Origin of the sequence: Sphingomonas sp. SORGH_AS_0950, assembly GCF_030818415.1 — a bacterium.
In the GTDB taxonomy this organism is placed as follows: domain Bacteria; phylum Pseudomonadota; class Alphaproteobacteria; order Sphingomonadales; family Sphingomonadaceae; genus Sphingomonas.
Genome location: NZ_JAUTAE010000002.1, coordinates 1 through 17,377 on the forward strand (window position 1 = coordinate 1; position 17,377 = coordinate 17,377).

Below are 17,377 nucleotides of genomic sequence, written 5' to 3' on the forward strand. Positions count from 1 at the left end.
AAGGTCGCGCCCTGGCGGACCAGGAACTGCGCGGCGCTCATCGTCGACCCGGCGAAACCGACCAGGCGACCGCTGGTCATATCGACCGCGCCGAAGGCGGCATTGCCCGACACCGTGGCATAGCCGCCGGTCATCGCCAGCGCCTCGACATTGGCGACGTTGGTGAAGGCGACCGGCGCGGCAGCGGTGCCGCCCGACAGCGCGATCGTGTCGGTGCCCGCCCCGCCATCGACCGCGCCCGCAAAGGTGCCCGCGATGGTGAAGCGCTGGTTCCCGCCGGTGAAGGCGACCTGGCCCGCGGTCAGGCTGCTGCCCGAGGCGATGGTCAGGTCGGTCGCGGCGTTGACCTGGGCATAGCTTTGCGCGCCCGTCAGGGTCAGCGCGCCGGTCCCTTCGGTCGCCAGCGTCTCGAACCCGGTCAGCGTGCCCGCCGCCAGCATCTGGTTGCCCGCCAGCTCCAGCGTGGCGGTGTCGTTGCCCGCGCCGCCCGCGACGCTGCCGATCAGGACCGAACCCGCCGCCAGGCGGAAGCTGTCATTGCCCGCGCCCAGGTCGATGACCCCGGCCAGCGTGCCGCCCCTGGCGACGGTCAGCGCCGTATCGCCGTCACCGAAGCCGAGCGGCGCCCCCTGCGACCCCAGCGAACCGGTGACGGTCAGCGCGTTGCCGGTCAGCGACACAGTCTCGAATCCGGTCGCCAGCCCGCTCAGCACCACCGGCGCATTGGCGGTGAAGCGTAAGCTGTCGGTGCCCGCGCCGCCATCGTAACGGCCCGCCGCATTGGTCGTGCCCAGCGCCAGCAGGTCGTCGCCCGCGCCCAGCGAAACGCTGGCGATGTCGCCATCGACGCGCAGCTGCTCGGCCGCGTCCGAGCCCGTGACCGATCCGATCCGGTTGCCCGCCAGCGCGACGTTCAGCCCGGTGCCCGCCAGCGCGACCGTGTCGAAGCTCTGGTCGAGCGTCAGCGACAGCGTGCCGGTGCCGGTCACCGCCAGCTGCTGGAAATTGCTGCGCTGGCCGATGCCGCTGCGGTCGCCCGCCAGCAGCACACCGTACAGGTTGGTGCCCGTGCCGCCATCGAGAGTGCCCAGGACGCGCGAATTGGGCCCCTCGACGAAGCTGTCATTCCCGCCGCCCAGCGCGACCGAACCGGCGATGGTGCCGGAATTGACGACCGTCTCGTTCGCATCGGTGCCGGTGATGGTGACCGGGCCGGTGCTGGTCAGCGTCTGGCCCGCCGCGACGGTCACCGTTCCGCCCGCGACCCCGATCGTGTCGAAGCGGAAGGTACCGGCATAGGTGACATTGCCCTGTCCGACCTGGTTGAAGCGCTGGAAATTGACGAACTGGTCGCCATTGACCGTCCCGCCCCCGGTCGCGTCGACGATCAGGCTGTTCGTACCCGTGCCGCCATCGACCGTCCCGACCAGCGTCGCGCTGGCGCGGTGCAGGAAGGTGTCGTCGCCCGCGCCGAGGAACACATTGCCCTCGATCCGGCCGTAATTCTCGATCCGGTCATTGCCGTCGCCCAGCGCGATCGACCCGAAAATGCTGCCGGTGTTGACGATCCTGTCGTCGGTCGCGCCGATGCTGTGGATCGCACCCGCCAGATAGGGACTGCCGATCTGGCGCACGAGGGTGTCATTCGCGGCCAGCGTGGTCCCCGCCCCGCCGCGAATCGTCCCGGCATTGGTCAGGTCGAGCGCGGCGCCGTTGGTCCTGACCGCGACGGACAGCGGCCCGGTCGCCTCGATCGTGCCGGTCGCGGCGTTGGTGATCGTGGCGGTTGCGGTGCCGTTGCCGAAGACCGACACGGCCGCGGCGATATAGGTGGTGGGTGCGGTGGGATCCTGCGGGACGCTGGCGCCCGCATAGGGATCGGTGATCGTCACCCCGCCGCCATTGGCGCGGATCGTGCCGCTGTTCGTGATGGCGATGCTCTGCGCGCCGGTGGTGGCGGTGCCGGAGCCGTTGAAACCGGCGCGGACGCCATAGGCCGATGTCCCGCTGGCGTCGATCGTGCCGCTATTGTCGAGGCGGATCGAACCGCCCGTGCCCCGGTAATCGTCGATCGTCAGCAGGGCGGCCGATCGGCCCTGCCCGGTCGCGGTGATCGATCCGCTGTTGGTGACGGCGATCGCATAGGAGCGCGCGGCGTCCGATGCCGGCGTGCCGTAATAGGTGTAGCGGCCCGCATAGGCGTTGACGCCCTGGGTGACCGTGCCGCTGTTGTCGAACTGGATCGACCCGCCCAGGTCATTGTACAGCTGAAGCAGGACGCCCGATCGCCCCTCGTCGGTGGAGGCGATGGTGCCGCTGTTGGTCAGCGCGATCTTCTGCGGCTGCGGCGCGTCCGGGGGCGTCGTACCGTAATAGCTGTAGTCGCTGGCAAAGGCGTTGAACCCCTGGGCGATCGAACCGCTGTTGGTGGCGGTGATCGCCCCCCCATTGACCGACAGGTTGACACCGCGACGGCTGGCGTCGTTCAGGATGCTGCCCGAATTGGTAAAGCTCAGGTCGCCGACCGCATAGATGGAAACGGCGGTGCGCTTCAGCGCCGCATCGCCGACCGTCCCGCTGTTGGTGAAGCGCGAAACCTGGCCCGAGATGGCGCCCTTGACGACGGCCTGGTTGGTCAGCGCCGCCAGCATGGCCTGCGGCTGCAGCTGGTAGTAGGAATAATAGCTGTCGCCCAGCACCAGATCGCCATCGACATTCGCGGTGTTGACGATTTGGCCATCGCCCAGAATCCCCAGCGAGGCCAGCGCGGTCTGGGACTGGATGGTCACGACGGTATCGGCACCGATCGCCTGAAGGTCCTCACGCTCGAAGTTGACAGCGGTCAGGGTGCCCAGCGTCGCGGTCGTCGATTTTGTGAAGGCATGGCGATAGATGTCGAACCCGCCGCCCCCGTCGATCGTGCCGCTGACGCCCGACTGGCCGTCGGTCTCGACGAACAGGTCGCTGCCGTCCCCGAAGCGCAGATTGCCGGTCAGCGTGCCTCCATTGGAGGTATAGATGGCATTGGAATAGGAGCGGCCGCCATAGCTGGCATAGCCCAGGTCGACATCGCCGGTGATCGTGCCCGCATTGACGATCTGGCCACCGCCCAGCCGGATGGCCAGTTGCCCGGTCGCGCCCGCGATCGTGCCACCGGCCAGATTGCGCAGCGTGGTGCCGTAACTGTAATTCTGGCCGATCGCGATGCCGCCCGTGCTGGCGATGCGGCCGCTATTGTCGATCGTGCCGGTCGTATAGTCCATGATGACGGCGGTGCCCGCCACCTCGATCGTCCCGCTGTTGACCAGCGTGGTGAAGCCCGAGACGCCGGTCGCGGCGCGGCCGCCCGAGGCCTGGACGATGCGGCCGCTATTGGTGATGCTCTTGGCATATTGGATGCCCGCCGCGCCGTTCAGCGTGATCGTGCCGTCATTGGTCACGCTCTTGCCGCCCGAAATGGCGGTCAGCTGGCCATAGGTGGTCGGCCGCGTGTCGGCGACGCTGATCGTGCCCGCATTGGTGAAGCTGTCCTCGCTGCCCAGCGAAACGGCATTGCCCGCATAGACGTTCGTGTTCGACACCGCGAGCGACAGCGCGCCGCGGCTGGTGATGGTCAGCGCATTGGCGGTATAGGTTTCGCCCGGTGCCTGGCTGCGCGAGGTCAGCTGGATCACCGAACCGGCGGTGCTGGCGATATCGGCGGTCAGGTCGACCGTCCCCTGCCCCGCCAGATAGAGCGGTCGCGTCGAGGCGGCGCCGGTCAGGGTCAGCTTGGCCTTGTCGAACAGTTCATAGCCGAGGGTGACGAACGGGCTGGTGGTCGGCAGGGTCGCGGCCGTGTCGGCCCGCACGCGCAGGCGCAGCCCCGCGCTCGCCCCCGACACCGTGCCGGTGATCCCGGCGAAGCGGTCGCCGCTGCTGCCGGCGAGTTCGGTGACGAGCAGATCGCCGCTCGTCAGCGTCAGATTGCCGTTCAGCACACCGCCCGGCAGCGCGAAATAGGTGTTGTTGTTGCCGTAATAGCTGGTCGACGAGGACGGGCCGAAGGTGACGTCGCCGTTGATCGTGCCCGCATTGGCGATGCGGGCATTGAACACCGCGAAATCGCCGTTCGGCCCGATACCGCGCGTGCCCCCGGTGACGACGCCGCCCGCCTGGTTGTTGAGCACGCCATAATAGTCGATGAACACGCCGGTCCCGGTCGCGGTGATCGTGCCGCTGTTGCTCAGGCTGCTCGACAGCTTGAGCCCGGCGGTCGTGCCCTCGATCCGGCCGGTGTTGGTCCAGTTCGAGCCCGACGAGCCCGACAGGATCGCACCCACCCCGCCGGTCGAGCGGATCGTGCCCGAATTGGCGAAGCTCGGCCCGAACAGCGACACCGCGGTGCCGCTGGCGGTGATCGTGCCCGAATTGACGAACGCACCCTGCGAGTTGAACGAGACGCCGCCCCCGGTCGCGGTCACGGTGCCGCTATTCTCGAAACGGTTCGCATAGTTCATCGAGACGGCATAGAGGCCGATCTGCGCTCCCGTGCCGATGATGCTGCCCGCATTGGTGACGCTGGGCGAACCGGACGAACCATATTCATCGGACAGCACGGTGCCGGTGTCGCTCAGCGCGGCGTTGTTGACGACCGCTCCGCCGCCCGCGACCCGCAACGGCCCCGCCACCGCAAAGTCCTTGGCCAAGGTGGTTGTCGTCTTGGTATCGGGAGCGAGGGTCAGCTGTTCGAAATTGGTCGGCAGAGTCAGCGCCGAGGACAGGGTCGTATCGCTGGTGAAGCGGATGCGCAGCGTGTCGGTGCCCGCCCCGCCGTCGATCGTACCGCTGATCCCGGTGCGGATCGCGCCGTTCGCATAGCCGACGATCAGCGTGTCGTTGCCCGATGAATAGGATACATTGCTCGAGCCGAAGCTCACATTACCGACAATCGTGCCCGTGCTGTTATCGATGACGGTGTTGCCGAACGAGACCGGATTTGGTGTCGCAATGACATCGCCCGTGATCGTCCCGGAATTGGTCAAACTAAAGCCCACACCCGCCTGGATCGCGGTCGTACCAGCGGTCGTGATCTGGCCACCCGCTGCGTTGATTATTGTGAGCGATGTGCCGGTGATGGCCGCGCCAGTTCCGCCATTGCTGATCGTGCCGCTGTTGGTCAGCGTAATCGAGCGTGCATTGGCCAGCGTCGCGGCGCTGCCGCTGTTGCCGATCGTGCCGCTGTTCGTCCAGCCATAGCCAGAGAACGCCGCGCTATAGGTCGCGCCCACATCGATCGCGCTGCGGCTGCCGCCATCGATGGTGCCGGCATTGGTCAGCGTGCCGACGGGGCCGCTGATCGCGCCGATCGTGCCGCCTGCGCGGTTGGTGATCGTCTGGAAGCCCGCATAGGTCGGGTTGCTCGACAGCAGCGCATAGCCGTCCGAGCCGGTCCCCGTGCCGCTGATCGTGCCGCTATTGTCGATCGACGCGGTCGTGCTGCCATAGCCGTTGCCGGTCTGGCCGATGACGATGCCGTTCGTGCCGCTGATGCTGCCGCCCGCGCGCACCGTCACCGACAGCTGGCCGCTGGAATAGCTGTTGGCGGTGGTCTGGCGGACGAACTGCACGCCGGTCTGGCCTGCGCCATCGACCCGGCCGCCCACGGTCAGCACCCCATAGGGATAGCTGGTGGCCGAGGTCGGGATCGCGAAGGCGATGGCGGGTGCGCCGCTGTTCGTCACCGTCGCCCCGGTCGCCACATCGACCGTGGTGCCCGAGGTCGTGACGGTCAGGCCGTTGCTGTCGGTGCCGCTGCACGTCGTCGTCGTGTTGGCCTGGGTCGGATCGGGGGTGCATTGGGCGAAGGCCGGGCCCGCCACCATCACCGCAAGCAGAATGGCACTCGATTCCAGAGCGCGCGCCTTCACCTGCCGAGCGCGCGACATTGCCTTCACCATTTTTCGAAACCCCTAATTGTCGGACGATTCCTATGATGAAGTCGGCGTCATGTCACGTGAATTCATGACGCGATCGTCATAACGAAATAAAGTCATTTCTCTTTTCTTGGCACGACCGGGGTTACCGAATTTCCATCATTGACGGCTCGGGGGTCGGAAAGGATCGGGCGATCCGATCACTTGCGCGGCCAGTTGCCGGTCGACGGCACCGAAGCAAATCGGCACCGCTCAGGGATGCGGCGTCAGTACATGGTCCGGATCGAGCAGTTCCAGCGCCGCGCCCTCTCTCGATTCGTCGGCCCCCGGTCCGTCCGCACGGTGCCAGCGCCACAGGACCAGCGCGGTGCCGCCCGGATTTTGCGCGGAGGGGACCAGCGCGCCTTCCGCGCCGCTCGCGATCAGCGCCTGCGCCAGCGCCCAGCTCGGCGGGCGGCCGCCTTCGATCCCGGCGATGGCCTTCCAGGGTGCGGCCAGGGCCTGGGCGATCCGCTCGTCGGCCGCGCGGCCCTGTCCGTCGGTCAGGTCGGCGATCGCGGTCGCGTCCAGGCGATAGGGGGCGAGCGTGCCGGGCTTGGCGAGGCCCTGATAATATTCGGCGATGGCGGTGGCGTGGTCGGTGCCCAGATAGAGCGCCGCCTGCCCCGGCGCGTTCCAGCGGCCGCCATGCCGCCGCGCCCCCTCCCCCGACCAGGGATCGCGTTGATAGCGGATCGCCAGCATCCGCCAGAGCGGGCAGCGCAGCGCGCGCAGGGGATAGGCCACCCCGTCCCCCTTGGCCGTCAGGAATAGACCCCCTCGGCCATGCGATCCAGGTCGCCCAGGACCAGCGCGGCATGGCCTTCCTCGACCAGCTGTTCGGGGGTCTTGCCGAAACCGGGCAGCGGCTGGTGGCGGAACCAGATGATCGCGCGCCCCTCGTCGCCCGACAGTTCGGCCGCGCGCGCGATGATGCGGGCGATCTCGCCGAGCCGCGCCTGGACCGCCGGGCTTCCCGGCTTGGCGGCCATGGTGTTGCGGTTGACCTGCGCCAGCTTGGCCAGCCGGGTCAGCGGCAGCCGCAACCGCTCGGCCATGCGGCGCGGGGCGATCATGTCGTGATCGCGGATATCGTCGAGAAAGGCGGCGAGCATCGGCACACTCCTTGCCCGTTATATGCCTGTTTCCTGCCCTATTCGCAAGACGCGCCTGGAAAGGCGGAGCCATTGCGGCCATCGGGAATTGATCCACATCACCCATCCGGCATCGGGATCGAAGAGGGTGAGGATCGGGAGCGGGATTTGAAGGAAGCGATCGGCTTTTCCAGCGAGGGCCTGGCCGAGGATGTCGCCTTTGCCCGCTACCGCGAACTCTATGCGCAAGGGGCCGATGTGGTGCGGCTGGACGGCCCGTTCCGGGCGCGCGTCACCGGCTGGCGCTTTCGCCACCTGCTGCTGTTCGAACGGCATCTGTCGGGCATGGCGCATGCGCGCGAGGAGCGGGTGCAGGCCGACGGTTTCGACCATATCGTCCTCCACCATGTCCTGTCGGGCACGCTGGTCGGCCATCCGCGCAGCGGGTTCGAGCACGCGGGGCCGGGCGACATCGTGTTTCTCGACACGCGGCGCGGCCACAGGACCGAGGCGCGCGACCTGCACATGATCACCGCCAGCATCGCGCGCGATCTGGTCCATGCGGCGCTGGGCAGTCTGGGGGCGCTGCATGGCCAGGTCGCGCACGCGCCCGACACCGCGATGCTGGGGGATTTCCTGCAATCGCTGGTCCGCCATGCGCCGATGCTCGACGACGGGCACGACCGCGCCTTTGCCCGCGCGCTGATCGAGCTGCTGCCGACCGCGCTGGGCGGCCCGCGCGACGTGGCGGTGGAGGCGCGGCGCCAGGACCATCTGCGGCGCGAGGCGGTCGACCGGCTGATCGACCGCGAAATCGCCGACCCGCAGCTGACCGGCACGGCCATCGCCGAGCGGGTCGGCCTGTCGCGCGCGACGCTCTATCGCCTGTACGAGCGCAATGGCGGGATCGCGCGCTATGTCCGGCATCGTCGGGTCGACGCGGTCCGCCGGGCGCTGGAGGGGACGGTTCCCGTATCGCTGGACGAGCTGGCGCGGGCTTATGGGCTGGGCGATGCGGCCGGGCTGACCCGCGCCTTTCGCGCCGAACATGATGTCGACCCCGACGCCTATCGGGCCCGGATGCGCCAGAGCCAGGCGGACAGCGCCACAATGGGGGCGCGGCGCTGGAACGGCTGGATGACCGAACTGGACTAGCGGGCGCGCCGATAGGCGAGCAGCGCCGCGCCGCACCCCAGCGCGCAGGTCGCGCCCAGTACCAGCGCCACCGCATCGGCCAGTCCGGTCAGCGCATGGCTGGCGATCCCGACCAGCCAGGGGCCCAGCGCGGTGCCCGACAGGGTGATGACCGTCAGGAAGATCGCCGTCGCCTCGACCCGGAGGGCGGACGCGATGCGCGCCTGAAGCCCGATCAGCCCGTTGGCCAGCGTCACCGACAGGCCGATGACCGCAACGGCCAGCGCCGCCAGCGTCCCGCCCCAGTCCCCGCCCCACGTCAGCGGCCACAGCGCCAGGCCGCACAGCCCCAGGCCCAGCAGCATCAGGCCGGGCGTGGTCCCCCTCCCCCGCCCCAGACGGTCGGACAGCCAGCCGCCCAGCCCATGGCCCAGCACCCCCGCCACCATCATCACCAGCCCGACCTGCGCGCCCGCCAGCGGCGGGGTCAGGCCATGCTGCCGGATCATCAGGCTGGCCGACCAGCTGGTCAGCGACTGGAGCGCCAGCGCGGCGCACAGCGCGGACAGGATATGCGGAACGAGGCTCGCGCGGTCGGCGATCATCGCGCGCAGCGCCTGGCGCATCCGGATCGCGGCGCTGCCCGGCCGGGCGACGGGATCGGGCCTTCGCCCCACATGCCAGGCGAGCGGCAGGCCGACCCCCCCCATCGCGAACAGCACGAGCCGCCACGGCGCCAGCCCGGTTGCCGGTGCCAATCCGGCGAACAGCGCGAGCAGCGCACCGCCCCCGATCATCGCCAGCCCCCGGCCCAGCGAGGCCCCGGCGGTGAACAAGGCGATGCCGCGCCCGCGATGGCCGGGCTCCATGGCAATCGCGATCAGCCCGACCGCGGCGGGGCCGATCGCGGCCTGGGCCAGCCCCATCAGCATCCGGGCGGGGACCAGCAGGGCGACCGACGCCGCGCATCCGCACAGGATCGTCGCGACGCTCGACCCCAGAAGCGCCAGCGCCAGCAACCGCGCCAGCGGCCATCGCCGCGCCGCCAGCACCATCGGGACGATCGCCAGCCCATGGACCAGCGCGAAGGCGGGCCCCTGGACGAAGCCGATCGCGTCGTCGCCCAGATGCAGCTCGGCCTTGATCGGCTCGACCAGCACGGACAGCAGGAAACGGTCGCCGACCGCCAGCATATGGACCAGCGCCATCAGCACCGCGACGCCATATCCCCTGTGCGGTGTCGATCGCGTCACGCAATGCCCCTGGCGTCAGCCCCGCGCGGTCCTCCGGGATGGGGGCCATGCGCTGTCGCGATCGCAACGCTCATAGGATGCGGCGGGCCCCTCGCAAAGCCCGATCCGGATCGGCAGCACGGGCGACGGGTCCTGCAGCGCGGTCACGTCCGCCCAGTCGCCACCCAGCCAGCGGGCCCGGTCCTCGGGCGCGACGATCATCGGCAGCGTCGACCAGGGCCCCTCGCCCCCCGCACAGCCCAGCATCGCGAAGCCATGCGCGCCCGCATGGCGGCGCCACAGCCCCGCCACGGTGAAGACCGGCTGGCCGTCGAGCGTGAACCAGACCGGGCGGTCCTCCTGCCCATCGGGCGAAGACAGCGCGCCGCGCGCGGCGGTCACCGGGATCAGGCAGCGTTGCGCGGGGACCTCGGCCAGTCGCCGCCACCAGGGCAGGGTCAGGCTGAAAATCTGCGTGGTCGGCCAGCACGCCTCGCCCCCGCTGATGTCCCAGCGCTGGGTATCGAGGCCCAGCCCCTGCGCGCCCTGGCGCAGGACGAAGGCGGGATGGCCCGGCACGAGATCGCGCAGCCGCAACCATGCGCCCCAGGAGACCCGATGCGTCCAGGCGACCGCGAATTCCGCGCACAGTTCGTCCGCGCTGCGGTCCAGCGTCGCCCGGTCGGACACGGGATGCGTCGCACGCGGCAACGGGCCGGGCAAGGCGGTCATGACGCCCTGGCCCACACCCATTTGCGGCGGTTCTGCGAATAGCGGCGTCGGACCGGCTGGCAGAACAGCAGGTGGCGGCGATGGTCGTTCTCCAGCGTCACGACCCGGCACAGGACGAAGACCGTTCTCCACTGGCGCGTCCGGACGAACGGACGGGCCAGCGACATCTTGGGGAAGCGCAGGATCACGATGGTTTCTTACCAGCTTGGACAGGGTGGGACGGGGTGACGCCATGGGAAGCGGCCCCGGCCCGATCTTCGCAATCTAGATCAGTCCGGGGCGGCTGCCCATTACGGAATGGCCGGCGTCTCACGATTGAGACAATCGCTCCGGAACCGGATGGAATTTGGGGTTAAAGCCGGATTTCGGCCCCGATCGCCTCCGCCGCCAGCCCGCGTATATCGACCTTCGCCTTCAACCGCGCGCAGAGCAATGCCGTACCGCTGATCTTGCGTTGGACGAACAGCGTCTCGACATGGGGCACGTGCCAGGTGTCGCGGTCGGCGATCATGGCGCGGGTTTCCTCGCGCACCACCGGCACGAAGGCGCGGTCGCCGAAGTCGAAGGGGCCTGCCTTCGCCATCGTGTCGTCGATCGCGGCGATGATCCGGTCGACCGCCGGGCGGTGCGCCGCGACCGCCCTCTCGCCCAGGAAACCCGTCTCCACCGCGATCTCGCGGATGCGGTCGCGGTCGTGCGCCAGCCCCGCCTCGATCAACCGGCGATAGGAGGCGGCGGTCTCGGCCGGCACGTCGCGCGCCGCGCCGAAGTCGAGGAGGACCAGACGCCCGGTCTCCGCCTGCCAGCGGTAATTGGCGAAGTTCGGATCGGTCTGCATCATCCCGAACTCAAACAGCTCGCGCAGGACCAGCTGGATCAGCGCGGTCATCGCGCCGTCGCGGGTCGCCTGGTCGGCCTCGACCAGCGCCTCGATCGGCTGGCCGGGGATATAGTCCATCGCCAGCACCAGCGACGTGGTCAGCGACGGCTCGGGCGCGGGCACGACATAGCGCGGATCGCCCGCCAGCCGCTCGCCAAAGCTACGCATCCGGTCGGCCTCGCGCCGGTAATCCGCCTCCTCGGCCAGTTGCCGCTTGGCCTCTTCCAGCAGCGGCTTCAGGTCGACCGAGGGCGGGATCAGGTTCGACACGCGCAGCAATGTCGCGACATTGTCGACATCCGACCCGATGCTAGCCTGCACGCCGGGATATTGCACCTTGATCGCCAGCACCCGGCCATCGGGCAGGGTCGCGCGGTGGACCTGCCCGATCGAGGCGGCGGCCATGGGGGCCGCCTCGAAATGGCGGAAGCGGCGTCGCCAGTCGGGGCCCCATTCGGCCCGGAGCAGCTTGTCGAGCTGCGCGGGCGGCATCCGGTACGCCTGGTCGCGAAGCCGCGCGAGGATGGCCTGGAGCTCGGGCGGCAACAGGTCGCCCGCATCCATCGAGATCATCTGGCCCAGCTTCATCGCCGCGCCGCGCAAATGCGACAGCCGGTCGGCGACCCGCGCGGCATTGCCGGGGGTGAGGATCAGGTCGCCGAGCCTGGGCCGCTCGCCGCTGGCCAGTCGCCGCGCGCCCTCGGCCAGCATCCCGCCCGCGACCCCGCCCGCCAGCCGCCCGAACGCGCCCGCGCGCGCGAAGCGGCCGCTGGGAACGGCGCGGTGCCGGGGCGGCTGCCCGGGCTGGGATGGGGGATTGCTGTCGTCATCGGCCATGATCCGGGATAGCGGCGGGCGGGCGGCTTGGTTCCGTCGCCCCGGCGATCAGGCTTGCCGCGACCCAGCCCGCCAGGATCATGACGAAGGGCATGGCGGGATAGTGATAGCGGGTCTGGCCGGTGAAGCCGAAGGCCAGGACGGTGCAGAAGACCGGCATGGCGGCGGGGATCAGCATCGCCGCGCCGGGCGCCCCCCGCCAGGCCGCGCGCGCCGCCCGGCCGGTGCCGACCAGGCCCAGCGCCAGCACCGCCAGATAGAAGAGCTGGTTCACCCCCTGCATCGCGCGCCACAGCCCGAGGCGCGCCGGATGGCTGGCGTCGAGCGGCCAGAAGCCGTCGCTGTCCTTCCACCAGAGCAGCCCCATCTTGCGCAGGCCGAGCAGCCCCCAGCGCAGCGGATGCGCGGCGATCCAGTCGATCGCCAGCGTCTTCAACCGGCGCTCCATCTCCATCTGCCGCTCGACCCGCTGGGCAAAGGGGATGCCGACCTGGTCCCACAGCGGCGATCGCTCGACCTGGAAATAGCCGCCATCGGCCAGGTCGTTGGCCCCGGCGTGGAGCGCGACGCCGCCATTGCTCGACACCAGGACCGGCGCGCCCAGCATCGCCTGGTTGCGCCAGCTCCAGGGCAGCAGGACCGCCGCCATGCCCGCCAGCACCAGCGCCAGCATCAGCCCCGCCCGCCGCACGCCATGGCCGCGCCACGCCACCGGCAGGACCAGCGCCAGCAGCACCGGGAACAGCATCATCTGCGGCCGCATCAGCGCCCCCGCCCCCAGCACCAGCCCGGCGAGCAGCGCAGGGCCGATCCGCCCCCGCGCCTTCAGCATCAGCGCGGTCCCCGCCATGACGATCGCGGTCGAGCTGGGTTCGGCCGCGGTGTCGCCGCTATAGGCGATATGCGCGGGATAGACGGCATAGAGCAGCGCCGCGAGCCGCGCCGCCCCCTCCCCTGCCCCCAGATGCCGCGCGAACCACAGGATCAGCGCCAGCGTGGCGGCCTGCGCGATCAGGTTGACCAGGATCGGGCCGACCAGCGACGGCCCGAACAGCGCGGTCGCCAGCCCCAGCAGCGCGGGATAGCCGACCGGCCAGAAGGCGGTGGGAAAGCCCCCTTCCTGATAGCCCAGCCCCTGCGCGATCTCGCGCCCCCGGATCAGATACCAGAGCGAGTCGCCGCGCGGCGCGATCGGAAAGGCGAGGATCAGCCCCAGGCGCAGCGCGATGGCGGCCAGCAGGATCGCGGGGATCACCCGGCGCGAGGTGGCGAAGCCGTGCCATAGGCCGGACGGCGCGCGCACAGGATATGGCATGGCGTGATCCCCCCGTGACGACCCTGTCCCCATCGCCGTCCCCCGCTTCCCCCCGGATGCCTCCCCCCAAAGGCCACCCGCGCGGGACAGGCGAGGGCGGCCGCGCATCGGAACGGCGATCCGGCTTAGGATGGCGGGGGCGCCGGGGACAAGGGGACGGCTTCGGGGCGCTGTGCCGGGTCGGGATGGCCGACCGCGCCCCGATCGTCAGCCGGTGACGGCGACGATCCCCAATGACGGCTCCATCGGCAGCCGGTCGGCGCTGCCGTCATGCACGCCGTTCAGATCGTCGGGATCGGTGGCCAGGCCATAGGAGACGCCGCGCGCGCCGGTCCCGACCGCGCCGTGCGACAGCAGGATCGTCGTCCGGCTGGTCCGCACCGCGGCGGTGATCGGCACGGCCTGTCCGTTGTCGGTGACCTGAAAGCCCAGGATCGCGCTGGCCGGGGTGAAGTCGACGCCGTCCGCCAGCGCCAGCGTCACCTCGGTCTGGCTCACCCCGACCGCGCGCGCCGAGGCCAGGCGCGGTCCGCGCGGGCCCGGTTGCCCCTGCAACCAGGCCAGCACCTGCGCGGCGAAACGCTGGCCCGACCGGATCTGCCCCTGTTCGCTCTGGTGGATGCCGTCGACCACCGGCAGGTCATAGGTGGTGAAGCCATAGCGGACATGGGGGTCGCCCAGCGCGACGGTCATCTCCGCCTGGCGCTGGATCGCCTGCATCCGGTGCAGCCCGGCGTCGCTGCCCCCGATATTCTGCGACCCGCCGAGGAAGACGGTCAGGTCGGGCAGCCGCGTCTCAGTGCGCAGCGCGGCGATCAGCGTGCGGATCAGCCCCAGCTGGGTGGCGAGATCGCCGGTCAGCCGGTCCGCGACATCGTTGCGCCCGACCTGCAACAGCACCGCATCGACCCCGCCCGCCGCGACGATCGCGCGGACCAGGTCGGCGCGCATCGTCGAATTGGACGCGGCCCATTGGATCAGCGTCGTGCTGCCCACTCCGCCACGGACATAGCGCACCGTCCGCCCGGTCGCCGCGTTGATCGCCAGCCCCGCCGTCTTGCCGAACGCCCCCCGGCCGAGCGGCGCGAAGCTGATCCCGTCGCCGGTCGACACGACCGCCGAACTGGTCGCCGGGCCGTCATAATTGGACAGATATTGCGCGCTGCTGCTCGACCCGGCGAAGGCGATGGTCAGCCGGTCGGCCGCCAGCGTGGTCGGCCGCGCGGGTGTCGGTGTCGGCGTGGGAGTCGGCGTGGGCGTCGGGCTGGGTTGCGGGGTCGGGGTGGGGGTCGGGATGATCAGGTCCGACGGCGCCTTGTCGTCGGCACAACCGGGGATCAGCGGCAACGCGATCGTACAGGCGGTGCCGGCCAGGAAACGGCGTCGGCTCGGAAAGGGCGTATCGGTCACGGATCAACTCATGGCGGGGGGGAGCGGGGCGGCCCTGCGCCATTAACCATCAATATAGATTAAATGTGACGCAGAATTTCATTCCCGCGTCATGCCCCCTCGAACGACCGGAGGATGGGGCACGGCCCCGCCCCCTCGCCCGCGCACCGCTCGGCCAGCGCGTGGAGCGAGGCGCGCGCCTGTTCGAGCGCCGCGATCTGCGCATCCAGCGCGACGATCCGCTCGCGCGCGAGCTGGCGCACCCGCGCCCGGTCGTCGGTCGCGTCGAGCGCCAGCAGCTCGCCGATCTGCTCCAGCGTGAAGCCCGCCGCCTGGCCCGACCGGATGAAGCGCAGCCGCCCCAGATCCTCCGCGCCATAGCGCCGGACCCGCCCCCCCGCACTCGCCCCGGCGGGGCGTTGGGGCGTGTCGAGCAGCCCGCGCCGCTGATAATAGCGGATCGTCTCCACCCCCACCCCGCCTTCGCGCGCCAATCTGGCGATGGTCCATTCCGACACGTCTTGACTCCGTACCATGGTACGGATGCCATATGGCGCATGGACCCCAGTCGGAGAAGGACCATGACCGCCCCCCGCAAAGCCATTCTCTACCGCATGGTGATGCCGACCCATAGCTGCCCTTACGGCCTGAAGGCGAAGGACCTGCTCCGCCGACAGGGTTACGCGGTCGAGGACCATCACTTGCGCACCCGCGAGGAGACCGACGCCTTCAAGGCCGAGCATGGCGTGAAGACCACCCCGCAAATCTTCGTCGGGGGCGAGCGGGTGGGCGGCTATGACGATCTGCGCCGCTTCTTCGGCAAGCGGGTCGCCGATCCCAAGGCGACCAGCTATCGCCCGGTCGCCGCGCTCTTCGCGATGACCGCGCTGATGGCGCTGGCCGCATCGCAGGCGGTCTATGCCACCCCCTTCACGACCCGCGCGGCCGAATGGTTCATCGCGTTCAGCATGGCGGTGCTCGCGCTTCTGAAGCTCCAGAATGTCGAGAGCTTCGCGACCATGTTCCTGAATTACGACCTGCTCGCCAAACGCTGGGTCCCCTATTCCTATATCTACCCCTTTGCCGAGGGGCTGGCCGGGGTGCTGATGATCGCCGGGGTGCTGACGTGGCTGTCCGTCCCGATCGCGCTGTTCATCGGGGGCATCGGCGCGGTGTCGGTGGTGAAGGCGGTCTATATCGACCGGCGCGAACTCAAATGCGCCTGTGTCGGCGGATCGAGCAACGTGCCGCTGGGCTTCCTGTCGCTGACCGAGAATCTGATGATGATCGGGATGGCGGTGTGGATGGTGCTCCATGCCTGAGCCTATTCCTCCCCTGCAAGGGGAGGTGGCAGGCGCAGCCTGACGGAGGGGTGTCGCGCTATCGAGAGGGGGACACCCCTCCGACGCGCTACGCGCGCCACCTCCCCTTCCAGGGGAGGATTTGGGAAAGTTTCCCCGGGGAAACATGCCTTCCCCCTTCCCCCACCTTGCCCGATTGAATGAACTTTGCCATTAACCACCCCCAAAAGCTTCAAGGGGTGCGCGAGTGGCGGAAGATCATGCAATGCTGTCCCAGATCGGGGATCTGGCCAGCGCGGGCGAGCGGATGATCGAGCGGTTGCGGCGCAAGGCGTTCCTGCCCGAAAGCCGGAAAGGTCTGCACGTCCGCTTCGGGATTGCCGAGGCCGCGCAGCTGCTCGGCTGTTCGACCAACCGCATCCGCATGGCCGAGGAGGATGGCCGCCTCCCCCCTGCCCCGACCACCGACAATGGCCGACGCCAGGGCTATACGGTCGAGGAGCTGCTGCACATGCGCGAGGTGCTGGGCGCCTCCCCCGCGCGCGCGCCGCTCGACATTCCGGCGATCATCGCAGTGCAGAACTTCAAGGGCGGCGTCGGCAAGTCGACCGTCACCACCCATCTCGCCCATTATTTCGCCGTGCAAGGCTACCGCGTGCTGGTCGTCGATTGCGACAGCCAGGCGACGACGACGACTTTGTTCGGCTTCAACCCGCATTTCAACGTCACGCGCGAGGAAACGCTCTACCCCTATCTGTCGATCGACCCGACCCAGACCGACCTGGCCTATGCGGTCAAGCCCACCCCCTGGCCCAATGTCGACCTGATCCCGTCCAATCTCGAACTGTTCGATGTGGAATATGAGCTGGCCGCAGCGGGCAGCGATGGCGGATCGGTGCTGGCGGCCCGCTTCCGCAAGCTGAAGCGCGGGCTGGCCGACCTGGCGCGGAATTACGACGTGGTGCTGCTCGATCCGCCCCCTGCCCTCGGCACGATCAGCCTGGCGGTGATGCAGGCGGCCAATGCGCTGCTGGTGCCGATGGCCGCGACCACGCCCGATTTCTGTTCGACCGTCCAGTTCCTGTCGATGATGGATCAGGTGCTCAACCAGCTGACCGGGGCGGGCATCGAGGTCGATTACCAGTTCGTCCGGCTGATCTGTTCCAAGTTCGACGGCAACGACCCCAGCCATGCCATGGTCCGCGCGATCATGGAGCAGAGCTTCGGCCCCGCGCTCCTCCCCGTGCCGATCCTGGAATCGGCCGAGATCAGCCATGCCGCGATGCGGATGATGACCGTCTACGAGCTGGAAAAGCCGATCGGCACGCCCAAGACGCACAAACGCTGCCGCGCCAATCTGGACGAGGCGATGCGCCAGGTCGAGCAGCTGGTCCGCCAGAGCTGGGGCCGGGTCGAACCGCTGAGCGAAGAGGCGGTGATCCATGCCGCGGCTTGATCGGCTTCCCCTTTCCTACACGACAATGTTCTGCCTATGTTCCGGGCGGGAGG

General features: G+C 69.4%; 13 protein-coding genes. 3 read left to right on the forward strand and 10 right to left on the reverse strand.

Annotated features, from left to right (window positions below):
* The 3 genes from QE385_RS18790 to QE385_RS18800 all read right to left on the reverse strand — a co-directional run.
* Nucleotides 1–5,927 (reverse strand): autotransporter outer membrane beta-barrel domain-containing protein (locus tag QE385_RS18790; RefSeq protein WP_307104862.1); only part of this gene is annotated, 5,927 nt, incomplete at its 3' end.
* 240 nt (nt 5,928–6,167) lie between these two features.
* Entirely contained in the window at nt 6,168–6,701 is a 534-nt protein-coding gene (locus QE385_RS18795; RefSeq protein WP_307104864.1) for an RES family NAD+ phosphorylase, read from the reverse strand.
* 17 nt (nt 6,702–6,718) lie between these two features.
* A complete protein-coding gene (locus QE385_RS18800; protein ID WP_307104866.1) occupies nt 6,719–7,069 on the reverse strand; it encodes an antitoxin Xre/MbcA/ParS toxin-binding domain-containing protein in 351 nt (116 codons plus the stop codon).
* A 147-nt stretch (nt 7,070–7,216) separates the two neighbouring features.
* Here QE385_RS18800 and QE385_RS18805 point away from each other — a divergent pair, with 147 nt between their 5' ends.
* On the forward strand, nt 7,217–8,203 hold the full coding sequence (locus tag QE385_RS18805) for a helix-turn-helix domain-containing protein (RefSeq protein WP_307104869.1): 987 nt from the start codon (nt 7,217–7,219) through the stop codon (nt 8,201–8,203).
* Here the strand turns inward: QE385_RS18805 and QE385_RS18810 are convergent.
* From QE385_RS18810 to QE385_RS18840, 7 genes are all read right to left on the reverse strand, one after another.
* Entirely contained in the window at nt 8,200–9,435 is a 1,236-nt protein-coding gene (locus tag QE385_RS18810; RefSeq protein WP_307104871.1) for an MFS transporter, read from the reverse strand. The two genes, QE385_RS18805 and QE385_RS18810, sit on opposite strands and share 4 nt — an antisense overlap.
* Before the next feature lie 15 nt (nt 9,436–9,450).
* Nucleotides 9,451–10,146 carry a hypothetical protein gene (locus QE385_RS18815; protein WP_307104873.1) on the reverse strand — a complete coding sequence of 232 codons (696 nt, stop codon included), beginning with the start codon at nt 10,144–10,146 and terminating at the stop codon, nt 9,451–9,453.
* Nucleotides 10,143–10,334, reverse strand: coding sequence for a hypothetical protein (locus QE385_RS18820; RefSeq protein ID WP_307104875.1), 192 nt, complete (start codon nt 10,332–10,334; stop codon nt 10,143–10,145). The genes QE385_RS18815 and QE385_RS18820 overlap by 4 nt, the downstream gene beginning before the upstream one ends.
* Nucleotides 10,335–10,498: 164 nt before the next feature.
* A complete protein-coding gene (locus QE385_RS18825) occupies nt 10,499–11,863 on the reverse strand; it encodes an AarF/ABC1/UbiB kinase family protein (protein ID WP_307104877.1) in 1,365 nt (454 codons plus the stop codon).
* Nucleotides 11,853–13,178, reverse strand: a complete 1,326-nt coding sequence (locus QE385_RS18830; RefSeq protein WP_307104879.1) for a glycosyltransferase family 39 protein — start codon at nt 13,176–13,178, stop codon at nt 11,853–11,855. Before QE385_RS18830 ends, QE385_RS18825 begins: the two co-directional genes overlap by 11 nt.
* Nucleotides 13,179–13,385: 207 nt before the next feature.
* Nucleotides 13,386–14,588: an SGNH/GDSL hydrolase family protein gene (locus tag QE385_RS18835; RefSeq protein WP_307104880.1), complete on the reverse strand. Its 1,203-nt coding sequence runs from the start codon at nt 14,586–14,588 to the stop codon at nt 13,386–13,388.
* A gap of 89 nt (nt 14,589–14,677) precedes the next feature.
* The gene (locus QE385_RS18840) at nt 14,678–15,103 is read right to left on the reverse strand and encodes a MerR family DNA-binding protein (protein ID WP_307104881.1); all 426 of its coding nucleotides are present in this window, start codon (nt 15,101–15,103) and stop codon (nt 14,678–14,680) included.
* Nucleotides 15,104–15,148: 45 nt separating this feature from the next.
* Here QE385_RS18840 and QE385_RS18845 point away from each other — a divergent pair, with 45 nt between their 5' ends.
* Together QE385_RS18845 and QE385_RS18850 are read left to right on the forward strand one after the other, a co-directional pair.
* Nucleotides 15,149–15,889, forward strand: coding sequence for a glutaredoxin family protein (locus QE385_RS18845; RefSeq protein WP_307104883.1), 741 nt, complete (start codon nt 15,149–15,151; stop codon nt 15,887–15,889).
* 244 nt (nt 15,890–16,133) lie between these two features.
* Entirely contained in the window at nt 16,134–17,324 is a 1,191-nt protein-coding gene (locus tag QE385_RS18850; RefSeq protein WP_056434743.1) for an AAA family ATPase, read from the forward strand.
* Nucleotides 17,325–17,377 lie beyond the last annotated feature (53 nt).

Coding starts and splice junctions, on each gene's coding strand:
- QE385_RS18800 (WP_307104866.1), bottom strand. CDS start 7,069: ATGCTCGCCGCCTTTCTCGACGATATCCGCGATCACGACATGATCGCC.
- QE385_RS18825 (WP_307104877.1), bottom strand. CDS start 11,863: ATGGCCGATGACGACAGCAATCCCCCATCCCAGCCCGGGCAGCCGCCC.
- QE385_RS18840 (WP_307104881.1), bottom strand. CDS start 15,103: ATGGTACGGAGTCAAGACGTGTCGGAATGGACCATCGCCAGATTGGCG.
- QE385_RS18815 (WP_307104873.1), bottom strand. CDS start 10,146: ATGACCGCCTTGCCCGGCCCGTTGCCGCGTGCGACGCATCCCGTGTCC.
- QE385_RS18845 (WP_307104883.1), top strand. CDS start 15,149: ATGACCGCCCCCCGCAAAGCCATTCTCTACCGCATGGTGATGCCGACC.
- QE385_RS18830 (WP_307104879.1), bottom strand. CDS start 13,178: ATGCCATATCCTGTGCGCGCGCCGTCCGGCCTATGGCACGGCTTCGCC.
- QE385_RS18850 (WP_056434743.1), top strand. CDS start 16,134: ATGCTGTCCCAGATCGGGGATCTGGCCAGCGCGGGCGAGCGGATGATC.